Raw genomic sequence first — 20845 nt, 5'->3', positions numbered from 1 at the left:
ATTGGCGATCTGCCTGCCAACGTTATTTTTCACTGCATTTCCCATACTCCAAAAATTCTCGAAAATATTGCGGAATTTTCCTTCAAAAGATTACCGCAATGAAATATTTTTTTCTTGAATATAAAGCCGTTTTGTATTTCTCACGTCCCGATACTTGGCTTGCCGAAATTTCGCAAATGGCAGATCACGAATAAAGTATCTCTGAAAATACGCAGAACCCTTTGTTCCCCTCGAGCGTTCTGAACGCAAGCCGCTTCACGAAATGTGATGGCTCGTATTCCTTTCTCGAGGGTCACCGCATGTCGGCGTCACCGATCCAGGGCACAGCCCTGTCCTCGCTTCCTCCGCGCATCGCCACCCTGATGACCATACCGCATCCCATTGCGCCCTTGCGTCCGGCCGGACGCCTGGCGCGGGCTCTCAAGCGCGGCTCGGATATCCTCGGCACAACGCTGCTGCTGCTCATCCTGTCCCCGCTTCTGCTGATCCTGACCGTCCTCGTGCGCCGGGATGGCGGTCCAGCCTTCTATCGGCATACCCGTGTGGGGCTCGGCGGCCGGCCGTTTGGCTGCATGAAGCTCCGCACCATGGTGACGGACGCGGACCGGCTGCTGGCGACTCATCTCGCGACAGACGCCAAGGCCGCACGTGAATGGTCCGCGCGGCGGAAACTCGCTGATGACCCGCGCATAACGCGCATTGGGAGACTTCTGCGGGCGACCAGCCTCGACGAACTGCCGCAGTTGGTGAACGTGCTGCGCGGCGAGATGAGCCTCGTCGGGCCAAGGCCCGTGGTGCCCGAGGAACTGCAGCAGCACTACGGCGTCCTTGGCGGGAGCGCATACCTCGCGACGAGGCCCGGCATAACCGGTCTCTGGCAGATCAGCGGACGCAGCGACACCAGCTACAGGCAGCGCGTGGCCCTCGATATCCGCTACGTCAGCGACTGGTCGCTTCTTCTCGACCTCACGATCCTGCTGCGTACCATCCCGGCTGTCCTCGCACGCCGTGGTGCGATGTGACGGGCCCGCTGACACCCCCCGAACTGGCGCCGCGGGACCGTCGCGCGCCGTTCGCGAACAAGCGCGCGCCGGCTGAGTCGGACCGTGCGGTCGGCGTGCAGATCCGCCGACTGCGCCGAACGGCAGGCATGACGTTGAAGGCTCTCGGCGGGGCCGTGGGCATCAGCTCCGTCCAGCTTCAGCGCTACGAGGTGGGTGCGTCGCGCATCGCCGCCAGCCGGCTGCTGGCGATCGCTGGGGCGCTCGGCGTTCGCGCCGGCATCCTGCTCAACGAACCGCACGCGTTGCTCGCCAGCCCCCCGGTCCGCAGGACCGGCGATGATGCAGCCGAACTGGTTCGCATCTTCAACGGCATCTCGGATCCCGCGCATCGCGAGGCCATCATGGCCCTCATCCGGGCCGTCGCGATGCCGGCGCAATTGGCGCAGGGCCCGGTCGGTGCCTACGCACCGATCATGCCGATGAGCGTCAACGGCAGCATTCCGGCTGCCAGCGAATGAGCCCGCTCGTCAGCGTTATCGTGGCGAACTTCAACGGCGAACGGCATCTCGTCGACGCGCTCCGCTCAATCCTCGCGCAGTCCCTCGCCTGCATCGAGGTGCTGTTCGTCGACGATGCCTCGAGCGACGGCAGCGTCGCGATCGCCGAAGCGTTCGCGCGCACGGATACCCGCCTGCTGATCCTGCGCCTGCCTTCGAACGTCGGCCCCGCCGCCGCCCGCAACCGCGCCCTGGCAATGGCACAGGGCCGATGGATCGCCGTGGTGGACAGTGACGACATCATCCACCCGGACCGCCTGCGGCGCCTCGTCGCGGCGGCCGAAGCCGCCGACGCGGACATCGTCGCCGACGACCTGCTGGTGTTCGACGACGACCACCGCACCCGACCGCGGCGCATGTTGCGCGGCGGCCTTGCCGCCGCTCCGTCCTGGATCGATGCGCGCCAGTACCTGCGGGCCAACCGCCTATTCGCGCGCGCCGCACCGCTCGGTTACCTGAAGCCGCTGATACGGCGCGAAGTGCTGAATGCCTGGCGTATCCGCTACGCCGAGGGCCTGCACATCGCCGAGGATTTCGATCTCGTCCTCCGGTTGCTTGTTCGTGGCGCGCGGTTCCGCCTGGTTCCTGAACTGCTCTACTTCTACCGCCGCCACAGCGGGTCCATCTCCCACCGCCTGTCACCGGCCGCGCTGCACGCCATGGCAGGGGCGGACGAAAGGTTTCGTGGCTGGGCGGGCGCAGATGCGGTTGCGCCTTTGCGCGCGGCGCTGGATGCGCGGCTCGCCAGCATCCGGATCGCGGGGGCGGCCGAGCTGGCGATCGCCAGCCTCAAGGCACGCCGCCCGCTCGCGGCGTTGGCCGTGCTCGCGCAGCAGCCGCGAGCCATTGCCATCGTTGCCCGCCTTGCGGCACCGGCACGCATCATCGCACGCCTGCGCCGGCCACGACCCGTGGCCGCGCGCCTGGAGTTGGAGGCCGGTCGCCGCCCCGTCGTCTGCGTGCTGTCGCGCCAGCGCCTGACCGCCGGTGCCAACGGCAGTTCCGCCTACCTGCTAGGTCTGTGCAGCGCCCTGCGCGAAGCGGGCTTCGCGCTGCACCTTGTCTGCCCCTCGCCCGCCGCACTGGGGCGCGTCCCGGTCCTGCGGATCGCCGGCGATCGCGAGATCTTCGACCGCGTGGCCATGCGCGGGACCTTCCGCATCGGCGGCGTGCTCATCGCGCGCGATCCGCGCATCGCTCTGCGCGCCATGCTTGGCATCGCAGATAGGTTGGCGCGCAGGGCCGGCATCACACTGCTGTCGTCGCTCGCGCGGCCGGCACCCTATGCGATTGCGGCGCCCTGGACGGCGTCGGACTTCCTCTTCATCGCAGCCGAGGCACGCGGCGAGGCGGACGTTGTCCTTGCGGACTACGCGTTCCTCACCCCTGGTATTCCGTATGCGCTGAGGCCCGGGGCGGCCTCCGCGGTCGTCATGCACGATCTCTTCTCGAGCCGGCCTTCCGCCTTTGCGGCGCTCGGCACGCCTGACAGCGTCGCCTCACTTGCCGCCCCCGCCGAAGCAGAACTCCTGGCCGGCGCGGAGTTCGTGATCGCGATCCAGCATGACGAGGCGGCCGCAGCACGACGCATGCTCCCGCCCGGCCGGTCGGTCGTTGTCGCGCCGATGGGGGTCGAGCCGGTCGCCGCGCCGCAGCGGGGCGAAGGGGACGGGCTACTTTTCGTCGGCAGCGGTACGGCGCCCAATGTGGACGGGCTGCGCTGGTTCCTCGCGGAGATCTGGCCGAAGATCCGTGCCGCCCGGCCCGATGCGCGGATCGTGATCGCCGGCACGGTCTGCGCGGCCCTTGCGGCGGGGGACTGGCCGGCGGGCGCAACGCCGCTTGGGCGCGTCCCGGATCTCGCGGCCGTCTATCGGTGCGCCGACGTCGTCGTCTCGCCGCTGCGCGTAGGCTCGGGCCTCAAGATCAAGCTCATCGAGGCACTGGGCCAGGGCAAGGCGGTGGTCGCCACGACCGTGACGGCGCAGGGCGTGGATGGCCTGCTGCGCGGCGCGGTCGCCCTGGCCGATACGCCCGAAGCCTTCGCGGCCGAGGTATTGCGCCTCCTGGCGTCGCCGGAACTCCGCGCCACGCGCGCCGCGGCGGCGCTGGTGGTGGCACGCGAGAGCTTCTCCACCAAGGCGGCCTACGCCGCCGTCATCGATCGCCTGCGCGCGCTGCATGCCGTGGCGGCGGAAGCGATGCCATGCGCCGCATGACCCACCGCGACGCGCCTTCCAAGATCCCGGGAGCTGAGCCATGGACACCATGAATCGCGTCACGGCCGCCCGGTCGGACGACCGGACTCCCCATGCGCCTGGCACTTTACGGGTCGGGCATCCCTTCGTCTCGATTGTCATCCCCGCCTTGAACGAGGAACGCTACATCGAGGAGTGCCTCGCCTCCCTCGTCGGACAATGGCCCGAGGGCGCCTACGAGATCCTGGTGCTCGACGGCGGCAGCACGGACCGGACGGCGGAGCGGGTCGGGGCCTTCCGTGCCGGGCACGCCTCCGTCGTTCCACTCGGCAATCCGCGGCGCATCCAGTCGGCGGCAATGAACCTTGCGGCGCAGCTGGCCTCACCGCGTGCGACCGTGCTGCTGCGCGCCGATGCGCATGCGGTGTATCCGCCGGGCTTCGTGCGGTTGTGCGTGACTGCGCTGCTGCGGACCGGCGCGACATCGGTGGTGGTGCCGATGCGAACCGAGGCCCGGGTGGGCGCCGGCTTGCAGCACGCGATCGCGGCGGCGCAGGGCAGCCGCCTTGGCAACGGCGGGGCCGCGCACCGCATGGGCGGCGCTTCGGGCTTCGTCGAACATGGCCATCACGCCGCCTTCGACCGTGCATTCTTCCGGTCCATCGGCGGCTACGACGAAAGCTTCACCCACAACGAGGACGCCGAACTCGACCTGCGCGCCGTCGCCGCTGGCGGGCGCATCTGGATGTGCGCCGAAGCGCCTGTCGTCTACTACCCGCGCGAGAGTCTCGACGGCTTGGCGCGACAGTACTTCCGCCATGGCACCGGCCGGGCGCGAACGCTGCGCAAGCACCACCTGCGGCCGCGGCCGCGGCAGATGATCCCGGTCCTGGCGCTTGGCGGCTGCGCCGCCGGGATCGCGGCGGCGCCCGTTGCACCGGCGCTGGCTGCGCTCGCGCTCGTCTACCCGGCATCCTGCATCGCGTGGGGCATGCTGCAGACGATCCGGCGCGGCGACGCACGGCTGATGGCCGCCGGACTGGCGCTGATGACGATGCACCTCTCCTGGGCGCTCGGGTTCATCACGAGCTACGTGCAGCCGCGCCCCGGCCCGATGGCACGCAGCCTCCCCGCCCCATCGCCGCCCTACGCCGCAGCGGCCCTCCCCTGGCACGCCGATGCATCCCCGACGCACGACGCACGTTGAATCCATTCCTGATCATGGCGGCCGCGCACGGCCCGTGACACGGAGCGAAGGAGTAACCGCCCGATGCTGAACTTCCCCTTCGCGGCCCCGCAGGCGCCGAACCCTTCGGTGCCACCGCGTCAGGACGCCGCCCCGTTCGCCTGGCTGCCCGCGGGCGTGGCGTTCCTCCGCCGACGCCTGGTGCTCATTGCGGGCTGTGCCGCAGTTGGGGTTGTGCTTGGCGCGGGCTACCTGGCGACCACGACGCCGCAGTACACGGCCGTGGCGACCCTCACCATCGACACGCGCCGCGCCCATCCGGTCGGCGGCCAGCAGTCGAGCGGGGACTGGCAGTCGGAGAGCGCCTATGTGGAGAGCCAGGTGGAACTGATCCGCTCCCCGGCGACGTTGCGCGGCGTGGTGGAACGACTGCAGCTGGACAGCGATCCGTCCTTCAGGCCGACGCCGCCCGGAGCCATCCGCGCGATGGTCACGGCGGCGAAGCGCTGGCTGACGGGCGCTGGCGATGCCGCGATCGATCCGACTCTCCGCGGCCAGGCCTTGGCGGGCACCGCGCTGGCTCGCATGCTCGAGGTCTGGCGCATCGGCACCACCTCCGTGGTCGAGGTCCGCGTGCGCACGGCGGATCGCGCGCTGTCGGCACGGCTCGCGAATGCCGTGACCGAGGCCTACATGGCACAGCAGCTTGTTGCCATCTCGGAGACGACGCGCCGCGCCGGCGGGTGGCTCGAGACCCGCATCGTCGAGCTGCGCGGCCAGGCCGTGGCGGCCGACCGGGCGGTGCAGGAATACAAGGCGCGGAACAACATCGTCGATGTCGGGACCGGCGCCGGGATCGGATTACTGAACGAGCAGCAGGTCGGCGAGCTGAACGTCCAGGTCGCCGCCGCCCGCGCCCGCCTGGCCGAGGCGGAGGCGCGCTTCCAGCGCGCGCAGGCGAACACCGTCAACGGCGTGACGGAGGGCGTCGTCTCCGACCTCGGGCAGAACCCCGTCATGGCCGGGCTCCGGCAGCAATTCCTGGACGGGTCGCGTCGCCTGGTGGAGTTGACGGCGCGGCAGGGTCCGAACCACGGGGCGGTCGTCCTCCAGCGCAACGCGGTCGCGGAGCTGCAGCGCAGTATCCAGAACGAGCTGGCCCGCCTGACCGAGACCTACCGCGGCGACTACGAGGTGGCGCAAGCCAATCTCCGGGCGATCCAGGACAGGCTGGCCGAGCAGATCGCGATTGCCGCCCAGACCAACATCGAGCGCAGCGAACTGCGTTCCCTGCAAAGCTCGGCCGACGCCTATCGGCAGATCTACGAGACCTTCCTGCAGCGCTTCACCCAGGCGATGCAGGACCAGTCCTATCCCATCTCGGACGCCCGCGTGGCCGCCGTGGCGCTCGCCCCGATCGATCCGAGCCATCCGCGCGCGGCAATCGTCCTCGCGGTTGCCCTTGCGCTCGGACTGGCGCTCGGCATGACGACAGCCGTCGCGCGGGAGGCCCTGGACGGGACGGTGCGTACGGTCGCGCAGCTGCGGCGGGCGACGGGCCTCCAATGCCTGGGCGCGGTGCCCCGGCAGGGTGCGCTGGGCTTCGCGAAGGGCTGGCGGTGGCGTCAGGCGCGGCGCGCCAGGGCGGCGCGCGGACAGCGGCTGGTGCCGGCGGCCTTCCTGCGGGCGCTGCGCGATCCCGACTCGGGCATCGCCGAGGCGGTGCATGGTGTGCGCGTCGCCGCGGCGCGGCAATCGGCGCGTGGGCGCGACGTTCGGGTGATCGGCTGTGTCGCGGCGGTCGGGGATGAGGGGACGAGCACCTTCGCCGCCAACCTCGCCTTCGCTCTTGCGGCTGATGGCCAGCGCAGTGTCCTGGTCGACTGGAACGCCGCCGCTCCCTGGCTGACCAAGATGCTGGGGCCCCACCAGCGGATCGGGCTGCAGGACCTCGCCTTCGGCGAGGCCAGCCTGACCGAGGCATCGTGGCTGGATTCGGACACGGGGCTGCGCTTCATCGGGCAGTCGCATGTGTGTGGCCACGGGCGGCCGCCGCCGAGCACCGCCTCGGCACGCGCAGTCCTCGCGCGGCTGCGGGAGGGCCACGACATCGTCGTGCTGGACCTGCCCCCGCTGCTGGCAGGGAACACGGCGGTCCGGCTCAGCGACATCGTCGACGGGTTCGTGTTGGTCACGCGCTGGGGCAGCACGTCGCAGCCCATCCTGTCCGAGGCGCTGTCGCGCACTGCGGCGGCCGACGCGTTGTTCCTCGGTGCGGTGCTGAACCGTTGTGACCCGGCGCGCATGCGGCTGTATCCCGACGAGGCGGCGGGGCCGCTGCAGGTGGGCCTGCCGGTCCCCGCGGCGGCGGGCTGACCTTGCCTCAGCCCCCCTGCGGGCTGGCGCGCCGCCGGAAGCGCCGGAGATCGGCGGCGAGCGTTGCCGGCGCCAGCACGACCAGCGCGCCGAGATACAGCAGGACGCCGCCTGGGATCGTGACCGCTATCGCCGGAAGCGCGTCGAGGCTCGGCGGCAGCAGGCGCCGCAGCACAATAACGCCGCCGGCCATCACCATCGCCGCGACCAGTGGTGGCCAGGTGGCAGCGGCCAGCGCGCCCGGCGACAGGCGCAGTTCCCGCATCGCGGCGACCAGATAGGCGCCGCCCCCCGCGAAGGTCGCGACCGCGATGCCGGCGGCGACGCCGGCCAGGCCATGGGCGGCGCCGGCAAGGAGGCCTGCAAGCGTCAGGGCGGTGCCGAGCAGCGCGACGCGGAACTGCAGGCCAGACCGCCCCCGGCCGAGCAGCACCGCCATCGACAGCCAGCCGACCGCCTGCGCCATCGCCGCCGGTGCCAGCAGCATCAATACCGAAGTGGTCCCGGCCCAGCGTGGACCCAACAGGATCGCAACGGCGAGATCTGCGACCACGGCGAGGCCCAGCATCATCGGAGCCGCGAACGTCAGCATCATCCGCAGCGCCGTCGCGAAGAGACGCGCCGCCGCGGGCCTGTCGGCATCGAGCCGGACGATCGCTGGCAGCAGCGACACGAAGACCGGCCCCACCAGCACTGCCTCGGGGATGCGGACGATCTGAACGGCCAGGGCGTAGAGGCCCAGGGGCTCGACACCCAGCAACCGGCCGACGATCACGCAATCGGCGGATCGCGACACCAGCGCGAGCAGGTTCGTGCCCAGCATCGGCGCACCATGGCGAACCAGGTAGCCGAAAGCCCTTCGGCCGGGCCGGGCCCGCGCGCGTGCGCCGGCGAGGGAGAGCAGCACAACCGCCTTGACGGTCCAGAGCACCAGTTGCTGAGCCACCAGGCTCCAGGCGCCCCATCCATCGAGCGCCCCATGGAGCGCCGCCGCCGCACCGGCGACGGTCGCGGCCACTTCGCCGACCGCGAAAATCCAGGTCGCCCCGCCCTTCTGGACGCGCGCCGAGGGCACGCTGCACAGCGCGCCGAGGACCAGCGTTGGTGCCAGCCAGCGCAGGATCGGGGCGATCTCCTCATGCGAGAGCGCGGCAGCGATCCAGGGCGCCGCCGCCATGAGGAGGAGGGCGAGCACGGTGCCATTGGCCAGTGCCACCCAGAACATGGTCGCTTCCACCTGGCCGAGCGGGTCGGGCGCGCGCACCACGGCCGGGACCATCCCGCCCTCGCCCATCGTCATCACCACGAAGACCACAGGCATGGCGAGCGCGACGAGGCCGAATTCGGCTGGGCTCAGCAGCCTTGCGAGCACGGGAAACAGCAGGAACTGGATGACCAGCCGGAAGGCATTCGCGCCGGACAGCACCATCACGCCGAGCGCGACCTTGCGCGCCGCGGGGGCGGCCATGCGCGGCTTCGGCGCGATCATGCGATCCTCGCTTCCGGGAGTGGGGGCAGCATCGCCTGGCACGCGCAGAATCCATGGTTCGCGGGCCGCGGGATCGGCACCACAAGGTGAACCGCTGCGGGTGCCCCGGGTTGCGTGGCACGAGGCAAGGGTCGCGGCCATGGGCGCGGGGCCCGGCGGGGAACGGGAGACCGGTTCCTGGGCAACCGAAGCCATCGCAATTTCGTTACCTCGCAGAACGAGCCGTGGAAGCGCCTGCGGATCCAGGGGGTTTGGAAACCACGATGACGACGACGCGACGCTACGCCGTGGTGTTCAAGGCCTTCTTCATCGATGATTTCGTCCGGCGCAGGTTGGCGCAGGTCGTCGCTGCCGCGCCGTCGGCCGACGTCTTCCTGATGATCGACGAAACGCGCCACGATGCCGGGCCGATCGATTTCGACCGGGTGATCCGCTACCGCGAGGCCGATGTCGTCGCGCTGGGCTTCGCCGCGGTCTCGAAGGGCGCTCTGCTGTGGTACAATGCGGATTACCCACTCTACTACTTCCAGCATCTGCACCCGGGTTACGACTACATCGCGGTCGTCGAATACGATGCGGTACCGACTTCCGGGCTCGACGACCTGATCGCGCAATGTCGCGCGCAAGGCGTGGACTTCGTCGGCGAGCCCATCCTGAAGTCGCTCGACCTCTACTGGTGGACCCACACCATGCTGCGGTTCTACCCGCGCGCGGCGATCCGGCCCTGCCTGATCTGTGCGGCGGTGTTCTCGGCCCGTGCCGCGCGTCACCTCGCGGAGCGCCGTCGCGAACAAGGCCGCGTCTATGACCTGCCGCATGCCAGGGAATGGCCGATCGGCGAGGCCTTCGTGGGCACGGAACTCGCGCTGCATGATTTCCGCCTGCGGGACCTTGCTTCCTTCGGCCGGCTGACCCGCTACGACTGGTGGCCGCCGACGCATGAATCCGAGTTGCAGGGGCTTGGCGGCGAGGTCTTCGTCCACCCGGTCCTGACCGGCCGCCGCTACGTCATGTCCGTCTTCAAGAGCGGCTTCCTGTCCGGCCTGATCGTGACGGCAAAGGTCTCGCTGGGCTGGCTGTCCCGGCGGCTCGGGCGCGAGCCGCCCGCGCTGGCCCGGCTGTCATCTTCCCGTAGGCCCGTCGATCCCGTGTAGCCTGCCGCGGCGTGCGCGACGGGCGTCACGCCGCCGGCCCTCTCCGTGGTCCAGCCTGGCCCGGCAGGATCGGAAAGCGGACGACGACCTGCGTGCCTCCCGCGCCCCCGATCTCCGCGCTTCCGCCGAGATGGGTCGCGAATCCCCGGATGAGCTTCAGGCCCAGTGCGGCCCCGCATTCCGCATCCGCGGGCAGGCCGATGCCGTCGTCCTCGATCCGGAGCAGCGCGTCATCACCCTCCCGTCGGAGGGAGACGGTGATGGTGCCGGTCCGGCCGTCCGGGAAGGCGTGCTGCACCGCGTTGCTCACCGCTTCCGTGATCAGGAGGGTGAGCGAATCCGCCTGGTCGGCCTCGATCTCGAACGCATCGACTTCGACTGCCAGGGCAACGGGGTTGTTCGGCGCGGCGCAGTCCGCCCCGCAGATCTGTCGGCAGAGATCCTCGATGAACGGACGGAGCACGTGGCGATCCAGCTTCGCCCGCAACGACAGGTGGCGGTACAATGTCGCAAGCGCCCGCACCCGATCCCGCGCGATGGCGAATTCCGCCCGGACGTCCGCTCTGCGCGCGCCGTCCGCCTGCATGCTGAGCAGCGATGCGATGATCTGGAGGTTGTTGTGCACGCGGTGGTTCATTTCCTCCATCGCCAGGTCCCGCTGCGCGACCGCCTCCCGCAGCTCGACTTCCCGCCTGCCGATTGCATCGCTGGCGACCAGCAGCGCCGTGTCCAGGTCCGTCACCTCGGTCGGGTCGTAGGTCCCCCCAACCGGACTGAACGGATCACCCGGCGACCAGACGCGCACCCGCGCGGCAAGGCGCTGCATGGGTCTGGCGATGGTCAGCTCGACACCAAGGAGCACGACGGCGATGCAGAGACCGAGGAACAGCCCAAGGTCGCGCAGGTGGGCGACCAGCGCCTCGCGCGCTGCACGCCGGATGCCATCCATCGGCAGGCCCACCATCAGCCGCAGACCGGGCTCCACGAGATCGACGGACCAGACATGCGTCCCGCCGGAACGCGCCGGACCCTCGAAAGTCTGGGCGCCCTCGCTGGCGATGCGTTCCAGAATGCCGGCTTCCGGCAGGGCGCTTTCCGGGGCTGCGGTCAATGTGACCGCGGTGGCGGCGCGGTCGATCAGCCAGACGTGGTGGGTGTCCGCGATCGCTGCGGCGCGCTGCGTCCTGATCAGGTAGTCGAGAACCACGCTGGTCGCGACGACCGCGCGCAGGGTGCCATCCGGTGCCAGCATCGGCGCCGCGCTCGGCAGTACGTGACGACCGGAAAGGACACCAATGGTGAAGCCGCCCAGCGTGGCCCGCGGATCGGCCTTGATCTGTCGAAAATAGTCGAGATGGCTGTAGTCCACCCCATGCTCGGCCGGCAGCGCGCTGCATTGCAAACGGCCGCCGGCATCCAGGATCCAGATATTCGCGTACCGGTCGCGGAATAGGTCGTGGGCGGCGGCCAATGCGGCGTCGCAGGCTTCGGGCGTCATCGCCAGCAGATCCGGTCTGGCAGCCAGGGACCGCAGCATCTCCTCCGCCACGTCCATCTCGGCGCCGTGGCGCGCCGCGGCCGTTTGCCGCAGCAGCGCCGCATCCTGGCGCGCGCCGGCCAGGACACGCTCGAAATCGCCCCAGGCATCGGCCCCCGCGAGGCCGATGATTGGAATGGACGCCGCGATCATGAACACCAGGAGCCTGCCGCGGAGACCCGGCACGAAGCGTCTTGCAGCGGGCAGGCGGGCCGCTTTTGGCGGGCCGCCCGGCATCACTTCCGGCGATCCGCTTCGATCAGGCGCAGCAGCTCGTCCGGGATGGGTTCTTGCGCGATTTCATCGAACATCGCGTGCAGCCCCCGCCGCAGCCAAATGTCGAAGGCATCATCCAGCGCCGGCGCCGTACGCGAGCGAGGGCGCTGCTTGTCGCCTGGAACCTGCGCCTCTGGGTCCTCGCCGCTGTCTTCGCTCTCGTCCATCAGGTCCTACGGTGCGGCGGGTCTCGAAGCGGGCGCCTTGGCGGGCAGCCTACGCTTCGTCCCGGGCGATGCGCCAGCCGTGAGCGGCACCACCTTCGCGCGCCGGCTTCCATCGGTGCCGAGGAGCCACACCTCGAGCTGCCGCCGCGCGCGGAAGACCCGGCATTTCGCAGTGCCGACGGCACAGCCCATGGCCGTCGCGACTTCCTGGTAGCTGAGGCCCTGTACGGACACCATGATCAGCGCCATGCGCTGGTCCGCGGGCAATCGGGCGAGATGCCTGCGCAGTTCCTGCAGCGCCAGGTTGTCTTCCTGGTTGCCGGGGCGGGACAGCGCCTGGGGTGGGGCGTCATCGACATCCACCGTCTCGCGGGCCCGCCGTCGGTCCGAAAGGAAGCGGTTGCGCAGGATGCGATACATCCACCCGCCGAAATTCGTTCCGGGGGTGAAGCTGTCCTTCGCGGCCAGGGCGCTGGTGACCGCCGCCTGCACCAGGTCGTCGGCGTCGGCGCGGTTGCGGGTCAGAGCCAGGGCCTGCACCCGCAGCCGTGGCAGCAGGGCGACAAGGTCGTCGGCAAAGCACGCCGGCGCCTTCGCATCGGCAGGAACGGGGTGGCCTGGCGCCAGGGCGCGCGCGTCTGTGTACAGCGGCATGAGGCTTCAATGCACAAGCCCGCCGGTTGGTTGCATCGCCCGTTGTCGATTGTGGCATCCCGGTGCCGAGCCGCGGCGATGCAACCTTGCGAAGTCTCACGCATTGACGGTGCGATGCAGCCTCCCTCGCCGCGCGGTCGGCCGCGCATGTCAATCCGTGCCCTGGAAACGTTGCGCGAGCGTCGCGCGGGCGCGGGAGATACGCGCCTTCACCGTGCCGGCCCGGACGCCGCTGATCACGGCCGCCTCGTCGATCGAGAGGCCGAGTGCCGCGACCAGCACGAGCGCCTCGCGCTGCGTCGCCGGCAGATCGTCGAGCGCGCGGTCAAGTTCGCGCAGCTCGGCCGTGTCGAGTTGTGCCGGAGCGGAGGAGGCCGCCGCGTCGAACCGCAGCAGCACCCGCTGTTCCGTGCCGCCCCGGCGCAATTGGCCGAGGAATCCGTTGCGCAGGATGCGGAACACCCAGGCGCGCAGGTCCGAGCCCGGCTTCCATTGTGCCTCCTGCGTCATCGCGCGCAGGACGGCATCCTGCACCAGGTCGTCCGCACGCGCCCGGTCACGAGCCAGGAGACGCGCGAATGCGCGCATCTGCGGCATGAGCGCCACTAAAGCATTGCGAAAATCGACTGGACCGTCCGTCATGCAACGGCGCGGCGCGAGGCATGCATGTCGACGACCATAGGCGCGAACCCATCGGAGGCGACACTGTGAACGAGTCCGGACATGCGGACCTTCGGCACGCGCTGCCCCAGGCGCGACGTTACGCGCGCGCTCTGACCGGCGCGCAGGACAGCGGTGACGCGCTGGTGGCCAAGGTGCTGCGCGGCGCGATCCCCGACATGCCGCCGCGGCTGGCTCTCTACGCGGCGATTTCGCAGGCTGCGCCGGCGCCGAGCGAGGGCGGACTCATGTCCGCACGCCAGCGGCAGCTCCTGCTCCTCACCGCGCTCGAGGACCTGCGCCTGCCAGACGCCGCGATGGTGGTCGGCATCACCGCCGAGGACGCCGGCGCCGAGATCGAGGCGGCGCGCGCCGCACTTCACGCCGCAACCGTGACCGACGTGATCATCATCGAGGACGAGCCCGTCATCGCCATGGATATCCGGCGCCTGGTCGAGGCCTGCGGCCACCGGGTCGTGGCCGTGACGGCGAACGAGGCAGACGCCGTGGCACTCGCCGCACGGCATCGTCCCGGCCTGATCCTGGCGGACATCAACCTTGGGCGCGGCGGGGACGGCATCGCCGCCGTCGCGCGAATTCAGCAGGCCGTGGCCGTCCCGGTCATCTTCGTCACGGCCTATCCCGAGCGGCTGCTGACCGCGGAGCGGATCGAGCCGGCATTCCTTGTCACCAAGCCCTTCCAGCCTCTGGCGCTGGCCGTGGCGACCTACCAGGCGATCACGGCGGGCCGGCCGCCAATCGGGTGACCCCGGAGGCTTGTGCCGCAACCCAACGACCCCGTTGGCGTTCCTGACGTATCGCCGAACCGGCGGTGCCAACGGAAGAGGAGTACCGCGATGAACTGGGACCAGATCGCCGGCAACTGGAAGCAGATGAACGGGAAGGTCCGTGAGCAGTGGGGCAAGCTGACCGACGACGACCTGACGGTCGTCGAAGGCAAGCGCGACCAGCTGGTCGGCCGCATCCAGGAGCGCTACGGCATCGCGAAGGAGAAGGCCGAGGAGCAGGTGAAGGCCTGGGAGAGCGGCCTCTCCTCCTGACCCTGTCGCAGGGCTGACGGCGCCGCCGGAGGCTGCCTCCGGCGGCGTGCCGCGCACCGAGGGCGGTAGCGGACGTTACGGATGCACAGCCTTTCCGGAGAGCGCCATGCTGTACTGGACCCTTATCTTCCTGGTGGTGGCCATCGTTGCGGGCGTGCTCGGCTTCGGTGGCATTTCGTCGGCCGCCAGCGGCATCGCGAAGGTGCTGTTCGTGGTCTTCCTCATCCTCTTCGTCGTTTCCCTGGTTGTCGGTCGTGGTTGGGCGAGCTGAAGACAGCCACCATTCCGACCGGCCGCGCCGGCCCCGCACAGCCCCCCCGCGGGGCCGGCGCAACTGCGACGCCCGGCAGCGACCGGGCTGGACGGCACGCGGGGCCCTCAGGGGTCGTGCCGGCAGGGCGAGGCAGTCGCCTTGGTGGGTTCGGGTTGCGACATTGCCCTTTCGCGAGCCTTTCGGGTTCGGCTTCACCCGCGGTGCTCGCGCCGGCCAGGGATCCCGTCGTGTTCGTGGTCCGCCGCCGCGCCGGCAATTGCTCGCCTCGACATCCCCATCGTCATGGCGCGACAACGTGATCGGCGGTGCGCGCTGATGCAGTCGCGTCGTCGAAGACGGCAGCATTCCTGCAGAGTTCCGGCGAAGGCCGGTGGCGCGCCAGCGGGCGAGCTGCCCGGTCCCGATCGGCGGAGCGCCAGACACCATCGTCGCGGTCGAGCGACGCAACTTCGCTGCCCCAGCGTCGTTGAAGTCGGGAGCACTCCGCAATTGCGCGGTGCGCGTGCCTCCAACATCAAGGACACGTCCATGAAGCCCAACCAGAATCTGCGACTGCAGTTGATGCCGATGACCCTCGCCGCCGGCCTGATGGTCTCGCCGATGATCGCGCTGGCGCAGTCGACCCCGACACCGCCCGCGGCGGCGAGCCGTCCGGCGGCCACGCCGGCGGTCCCGGATGGGGCGCCGGGCAACCCGCCGGGCACGGCCGTCGGCCGCGCGGTGGACCGCGCGACGGGATCGGCCGCCGCGCCGGCGACGGGCGCTCCGGCAGCACTGGCGCCAGCGGGCTCCGCCATCGTGGCGCGGCCGCGGATGAGCCAGATCATCGGCGCCAGCATCTACAATGAGCGCGATGAGGCGATCGGCGAGGTCGAGGACATCCTCATCACGCCGCCATCGGGCATGTCGATGCCCCGTTCGGCCGCAACGGCAGCGGCGCCGGCCGCGTCGACGACGGTGCCCCTGGTTCCGGGCGCGCCGCCGGCAGTGGCCCCCCCGCCATCGGGCCCCGTGGCCATCATCCAGGTCGGCGGCTTCCTCGGCATGGGTGGTCGGCTGGTCACCGTGCCGCTGGCGGATCTGCGTTGGAACGGTGCCAACGAGCACATCGTGCTGTCGGGCGCGACGAAGGAGTCCCTCCAGCGTCGGCCCGCCTTCGAGTACTCGATGCTGCGTCCTCGGTGATCTACGCCGCCGGCTGACCACGGGACGGCGCGGGGGCAACCCCGCGCCGTTCGGTCGCTCCGACACGCATGCCGGCATGTCGTGCGAGAAGGCCGGCGGCACTTGCGTCAGGCACGGAGACCATTCGTCCGATGCCGGATTATCGCCACGACACCCCACATAAGGACATTCCCATGACCGACCTCCGAATCATCGCGACAAGCCTGATGCTGCTCGGTGCGGCAGGCTGCGCCGGGCCGAGCGAGGGTACCCCGGGGAATCCCCCTGGGACGGCCGCTGAACGCGCCGTCGATCGTGCGGCGGGGACCAACAATTCAGGGGCCTACCCCGCGCAATCCGATGGCCGGCGCGGAAACCCTCCCGGCACATCCATCAGCCGCTCCGTCGATCGGGTCATCAACTAGACCAAAGGCGACGGCGGGTGCGGGGTCCGCCCCCCCAGCAACCCCCACCGGGGTTTCTGGGCTACTCAGCCGGTGACGCGGTGATGCGTCCTCAGATCCGGACGGAAGGCGGCGCGGCGTGATGCCTGTCGCGCCAGCCGCACCGTCGCCGCGTCAGGCAGCGGCGGTGCCCACAGCGCGTTCAATCGCCAGCGCCAGGTCGGATTCGATGAATGGCTTCCGCAACACGATACTGTCGGTCCGATGCACATCGACCGCGGCGCCGCTGATGAAGATGTGGGGAACGGACCTGGTCCGAAGCACCGCCTCGACTGCGGCGACGCCACTGCCCTTGCCCAACTGTGCATCGACGATCATGAGATCCGGCCTGCATCGCAGGGTCTTCGACACGGCATCATCCTCGGTCCGCTCAAGGGCGCAGACCTCGTGACCCATTGCGGTGATCAGTTCGGTCAGCAGCATCCCGATAACGGCGTTGTCCTCGACGACGATGACGCGCAGACGCTTCATCAGCGGCTTCCGCCCGGCGCCGCGCCCGTTTGCACCCATGTCGTCATGCGGCCTCCTGATGCACCCAGGACACGACAGGTGTCGCGGTCCCAATGCGCGGAATTGTTGCGTCGATCCTTCATTCCGGTCCCCGGCGGCTGCGGCGGGCCGAGGCCGAAGCCGGGGCACTATATCGCAAACCACGCCTCACGCCTCAGTGCAGGTGCTGGCACCAGGAAGAAATCTCCGACGAGCCTACACGAATGCATTCAGATCGCCGCCCAGATTGATGGTATCCATCAGTTTCGCGGAGGCTGGCGGCGCCGGAGATCGGCATGCTGGCCTGCTGTCCATCCAACATGGTGATGCGAGGACGTCCTGAAGCACCCCACCCGGCATCCCACAATCCGATCGCACGAGGCAAAGGCCGCAATGCCGCGGCCCCCGCTTGGCCCGGCTTCGGCGGAGCAACGGGCGGATGACGACGGGAGGCTCCTGATCGTCGCGATCGGCGCTTCGGCCGGCGGCCTCGATGCCTGCAGGAACCTTCTCCATGCCATGCCCGGTGGGTCCGGCATGGCCCTCATCCTGGTCCAGCACCTCGATCCGGTGCATGAGAGCATGTTGGTCGAACTACTCGCGCCGCACACCCCCCTGACGGTGCTGCAGGCGCGAGACGGCATGCCGATCGCACCTGACCACCTCTATGTCATCCCGCCTGGCGCCTACCTGTCCGTCGGTCAGGGCGTCCTGCATCTTTCCGATCCGCAGGCGCGGCACGGCGCGCGCCTTCCGTTCGACTTCCTGCTGCATTCGCTCGCCGCGGAAGCCGGCATCCAGGCTGCCTGCGTGGTCCTGTCGGGCACGGGGACGGACGGCAGCCTCGGCATCGCCGCCGTCAGGAACGCGGGCGGGCTGGTCATCGCGCAGGACCCCGAGGAGGCCGCGTTCGACGGCATGCCGCGCAGCGCCATCGACACCGGCGCGGTCGATCTGGTGCGCTTGGTGGCCGACATCCCGACCGCACTGCTCGAGTATCAGCGGCGAGGAGCGCCGACGTCCGGGCCCATTCTGGCGACGCCGGACGGGCCGGCGCGAGACCATGTGCCCGAGATCGTCGCGTTGCTGCGCGAGAAGACGCCGCACGACTTCTCCCTCTACAAGCCCGGCACGTTGCGGCGACGGATCGCGCGGCGGATGGCGATGGCCGAATTCGAGATCGGCGCCGAGGACCGGTATCTCGAACTCCTGCGCAGCAATCCGGCCGAACTCGAATTGCTTTCCAAGGACCTGCTCATCCACGTCACCAGCTTCTTCCGCGACCAGCAGGTCTTCGAGTACCTCGCCGAGCACGTCATCCCCGACCTGGTCGAGCGACAGCCGGTCGATCAGCCCATGCGGGTCTGGGTTCCGGGGTGCAGCACCGGGGAGGAGGCCTATTCCCTCGCGATGCTGTTCCGCGAGCAAATCGCGGCGACGCAACGCAACGTGAGGATCCAGATCTTCGCCTCCGATGCCGATGCCGACGCGGTGGCGAGTGCGCGGGACGGCCTCTACCCGGAAGCGATCGCCGCGGACGTTTCACCCGAACGGCTCTCGCGCTTCTTCATCAAGGAGGGAAATTCCTACCGGGTCACGCCCGAGCTGCGCGCCATGATCATCTTCACGGTCCAGGACGTGCTGGCCGACGCGCCGTTCTCGCGCCTCGACATGGTGTCCTGCCGCAATCTCCTGATCTACCTGAGCCCCGAAGCGCAGGCGAAGGTCATCGCATTGTTCCACTTCGCCCTGCGCAAGGACGGCATCCTCCTGCTCGGCAACGCAGAGACCGTCGGCAGCGTTGGCGGCCGCTTCGAGCCCGTATCCAAGGCGGCGCGCGTCTACAGGCATGTCGGTCGCAGACGGCCGGGCGAACTGGACTTCCTGATTCGTCCCGGCATTGGCGAGCGTGCGGGCCCGGCACCCGAGAAGGGACACACAGCGGCGCGCAGCGCCAGCTATGCCGAGCTTTGCCGCCGGATGATCATGGACGCCTTCGCCCCCGCGGCGGTGCTCATCGATCACAAGCAGGAATGCCTCTACTCGTTGGGGCCGACCGAGCGCTTCCTGCGCGTGCCCTCCGGGCCGCCGACACAGGACCTGCTGGCGATGGCGCCGCGCGGCGTGCGCACGAAGCTCAGAGCAGCGATCCAGAAGGTCAATCAGGACAAGGCGCGGGTCGTGGTTTCCGGCGGCCAGGTGAAGCACAACGGTCAGACGCTCCATTTCAGCATCGACGTCCAGCCGGCGCGGCGCGACACCGAGGAGCTGCTGCTGGTCTGCTTCGTGGAGGAGCCGAAGGCAACGCAGAAGAACGACGGCGCAGCCGCGCCGAAGGACCAGCCCAACCTGGCTGAGTTGCAGCACGACCTGGACGCGACGCGCGCGGAGCTGCAGGGCGCGATCCACAACCTCGAGATTTCGAACGAGGAACTGAAGGCGATCAATGAGGAAGCGCTGTCGGCCAGCGAGGAGTATCAGTCGGCGAATGAGGAGCTGCTCACCTCCAAGGAAGAGCTGCAATCCCTGAACGAGGAGCTGACGGCCCTCAACACCCAGCTGCAGGAAACGCTCGAGCGGCAGCGCACGACGTCCAACGACCTGCAGAACGTGCTCTACAGCACCGATGTCGCGACGCTGTTCCTCGATAGCGCGCTGAGAATCCGCTTCTTCACCCCGGCCACCAAGGACGTGGTCAGCGTGATCCCCGGCGATATCGGCCGGCCGCTCAGGGACCTGAAGCTGCTGGCCGCGGATCCGGACCTGCTGACCGACGCCCGGACGGTACTGCAGTCGCACGCGGCGCTGGAGCGGGAAATCACGGGTGCGAAGGATTCATGGTTGCTCCGCCGGATCCTGCCGTACCGGACCGAGGGTGGCGGAGTGGAAGGCGTCGTCATCACCTTCGTCGACATCACCGAACGCAAGCGCGCCGCCGAGGCGCTGGAGGAAGCGAAGCGGCAGGCGGAACTGGCAAATGCCTTGAAGTCGCGCTTCCTCGCAGCCGCCAGCCATGATCTGCGTCAGCCGCTGCAGACGCTCTCGCTGCTTCAGGGACTGCTGGCCAGGACAGTCGAGAGCGAGGATGCAAGGAAGTTCGTCACCCGCCTGGGCGAAACGCTGGGCGCGATGTCGGGCATGCTCAACACGCTGCTCGACATCAACCAGATCGAGGCCGGCACCATTCGGCCCGAAATCGTGCGCTTCCCCATCAACGCCGTGTTCGAGCAGTTGAGGAATGAATTCACCTATCTCGCCGAGGCCCAAGGGCTGGAACTGCGCGTCGTGCCCTGCAGCCTCAAGATCGACAGCGACCCGCGGCTGCTCGAGCAGATCCTGCGCAACCTTCTCGCGAATGCACTGAAGTTCACCACGCGCGGAAAGGTCCTGCTCGGATGCCGCCGACGTGGCAGGAACCTTCGTATCGAGGTATGGGATACCGGTATCGGTATCCCCGACGAAGCCACCGATACGATCTTCGACGAGTACCACCAACTCGCGAACCCTGCACGCGAGCGCGGCCGGGGGCTTGGCCTCGGTCTCTCGATCGCGCGGCGCATGGCGGCGCTGCTGGGCGGCCGGATCGGAGTTCGCTCGCGGGTCGGCAAGGGTTCGTGCTTCACGATCGAAGTTGCGCTACCGTCTGCGGAGGCGGATCCGCCACCCGTTCACGCAGCGCCGAAGGCGGTCGACGCGGCGAAAGACGTCTCTCAAGGCGCCACCATCCTCGTCGTCGAGGATGACCCCGAGTTGTGCGATGCCCTGAAATTCTTCCTGCTGCAGGAGGGATTTCGCGCGGAAACCGCGCGCGATGGCGTCAGCGCGTTGAAGCTGGTGACGGAGGGAGCGCTCCGACCGGATCTCCTGCTGGCGGACTACAACCTCCCGAACGGCATGGATGGTCCCGAGGTCGCGGTGACCCTGCGCGAGCGGCTGCGGCAGCGGATCCCGGCCGTGATCCTGACGGGCGATATATCGCCCGCAACGCTGCGCGACATCGCCCTGCCGAACTGCGTGCGACTGCACAAGCCGGCGAAGCTCGAGGACTTGGCGCGCGCCATCCGCAGCCTGCTTCGCGCGCCCGAGCCATCGCCGACCGAATCTTCTGCGCCACCCGGCATCTGACTCCCGGATG

Annotated in this window: 17 protein-coding genes; 11 read left to right on the top strand and 6 right to left on the bottom strand. The window is 69.3% G+C overall.

All coding sequences use genetic code 11. The features are described from left to right. The first annotated feature begins 299 nt into the window (after positions 1-299). The 5 genes from E8M80_RS13225 to E8M80_RS13205 all read left to right on the top strand — a co-directional run bounded on the left by E8M80_RS13225 (position 300) and on the right by E8M80_RS13205 (position 7321). Positions 300-1022, top strand: a complete 723-nt coding sequence (locus E8M80_RS13225; RefSeq protein WP_137126166.1) for a sugar transferase — start codon at positions 300-302, stop codon at positions 1020-1022. Beyond that, on the top strand, positions 1019-1522 hold the full coding sequence (locus E8M80_RS13220) for a helix-turn-helix domain-containing protein (RefSeq protein ID WP_137126165.1): 504 nt from the start codon (positions 1019-1021) through the stop codon (positions 1520-1522). The genes E8M80_RS13225 and E8M80_RS13220 overlap by 4 nt, the downstream gene beginning before the upstream one ends. Then, positions 1519-3780, top strand: a complete 2262-nt coding sequence (locus E8M80_RS13215) for a glycosyltransferase (protein ID WP_137126164.1) — start codon at positions 1519-1521, stop codon at positions 3778-3780. Before E8M80_RS13220 ends, E8M80_RS13215 begins: the two co-directional genes overlap by 4 nt. Before the next feature lie 40 nt (positions 3781-3820). Then, entirely contained in the window at positions 3821-4966 is a 1146-nt protein-coding gene (locus E8M80_RS13210) for a glycosyltransferase family 2 protein (protein ID WP_206035627.1), read from the top strand. A 63-nt stretch (positions 4967-5029) separates the two neighbouring features. Then, on the top strand, positions 5030-7321 hold the full coding sequence (locus tag E8M80_RS13205) for a Wzz/FepE/Etk N-terminal domain-containing protein (RefSeq protein WP_137126163.1): 2292 nt from the start codon (positions 5030-5032) through the stop codon (positions 7319-7321). Between the two features lie 7 nt (positions 7322-7328). Here E8M80_RS13205 and E8M80_RS13200 read toward each other — a convergent pair whose 3' ends face one another. Further along, positions 7329-8810: an oligosaccharide flippase family protein gene (locus E8M80_RS13200; RefSeq protein WP_170979388.1), complete on the bottom strand. Its 1482-nt coding sequence runs from the start codon at positions 8808-8810 to the stop codon at positions 7329-7331. Positions 8811-9073: 263 nt separating this feature from the next. On the opposite strand from E8M80_RS13200, the gene E8M80_RS13195 reads away from it, so the two are divergent. Further along, entirely contained in the window at positions 9074-9964 is an 891-nt protein-coding gene (locus tag E8M80_RS13195) for a hypothetical protein (RefSeq protein WP_137126161.1), read from the top strand. A 25-nt stretch (positions 9965-9989) separates the two neighbouring features. Here E8M80_RS13195 and E8M80_RS13190 read toward each other — a convergent pair whose 3' ends face one another. From E8M80_RS13190 to E8M80_RS13175, 4 genes are all read right to left on the bottom strand, one after another. Continuing rightward, positions 9990-11738, bottom strand: coding sequence for a sensor histidine kinase (locus E8M80_RS13190; RefSeq protein WP_137126160.1), 1749 nt, complete (start codon positions 11736-11738; stop codon positions 9990-9992). Next, entirely contained in the window at positions 11738-11944 is a 207-nt protein-coding gene (locus tag E8M80_RS13185) for a NepR family anti-sigma factor (RefSeq protein ID WP_137126159.1), read from the bottom strand. The genes E8M80_RS13190 and E8M80_RS13185 overlap by 1 nt, the downstream gene beginning before the upstream one ends. A gap of 6 nt (positions 11945-11950) precedes the next feature. After that, complete coding sequence (locus E8M80_RS13180) at positions 11951-12598, bottom strand: sigma-70 family RNA polymerase sigma factor (protein WP_137126158.1); 648 nt, start codon at positions 12596-12598, stop codon at positions 11951-11953. Between the two features lie 150 nt (positions 12599-12748). Then, positions 12749-13240 (bottom strand): sigma-70 family RNA polymerase sigma factor, encoded by a 492-nt coding sequence (locus tag E8M80_RS13175; protein ID WP_137126157.1) that lies wholly within the window; start codon positions 13238-13240, stop codon positions 12749-12751. A 65-nt stretch (positions 13241-13305) separates the two neighbouring features. Here E8M80_RS13175 and E8M80_RS13170 point away from each other — a divergent pair, with 65 nt between their 5' ends. From E8M80_RS13170 to E8M80_RS13155, 4 genes are all read left to right on the top strand, one after another. Next, a complete protein-coding gene (locus E8M80_RS13170; RefSeq protein ID WP_240790019.1) occupies positions 13306-14025 on the top strand; it encodes a response regulator in 720 nt (239 codons plus the stop codon). A 90-nt stretch (positions 14026-14115) separates the two neighbouring features. Then, positions 14116-14319, top strand: coding sequence for a CsbD family protein (locus E8M80_RS13165; RefSeq protein ID WP_137126155.1), 204 nt, complete (start codon positions 14116-14118; stop codon positions 14317-14319). Between the two features lie 106 nt (positions 14320-14425). After that, positions 14426-14590, top strand: a complete 165-nt coding sequence (locus E8M80_RS13160; protein WP_137126154.1) for a DUF1328 domain-containing protein — start codon at positions 14426-14428, stop codon at positions 14588-14590. Between the two features lie 285 nt (positions 14591-14875). Further along, positions 14876-15778: a PRC-barrel domain-containing protein gene (locus tag E8M80_RS13155; RefSeq protein WP_137126153.1), complete on the top strand. Its 903-nt coding sequence runs from the start codon at positions 14876-14878 to the stop codon at positions 15776-15778. 557 nt (positions 15779-16335) lie between these two features. On the opposite strand, the gene E8M80_RS13145 is transcribed toward E8M80_RS13155, so the two are convergent. Next, entirely contained in the window at positions 16336-16692 is a 357-nt protein-coding gene (locus tag E8M80_RS13145) for a response regulator (RefSeq protein WP_137126151.1), read from the bottom strand. 411 nt (positions 16693-17103) lie between these two features. Between E8M80_RS13145 and E8M80_RS13140 the strand changes: the two genes are divergently transcribed. Next, positions 17104-20835: a chemotaxis protein CheB gene (locus E8M80_RS13140; protein WP_137126150.1), complete on the top strand. Its 3732-nt coding sequence runs from the start codon at positions 17104-17106 to the stop codon at positions 20833-20835. The last annotated feature ends 10 nt before the right edge of the window (positions 20836-20845 follow it).

Source organism: Roseomonas sp. HF4 (assembly GCF_005222755.1).
Classification (GTDB): domain Bacteria; phylum Pseudomonadota; class Alphaproteobacteria; order Acetobacterales; family Acetobacteraceae; genus Neoroseomonas.
This window is presented reverse-complemented; position numbering and strand designations above follow the sequence as displayed.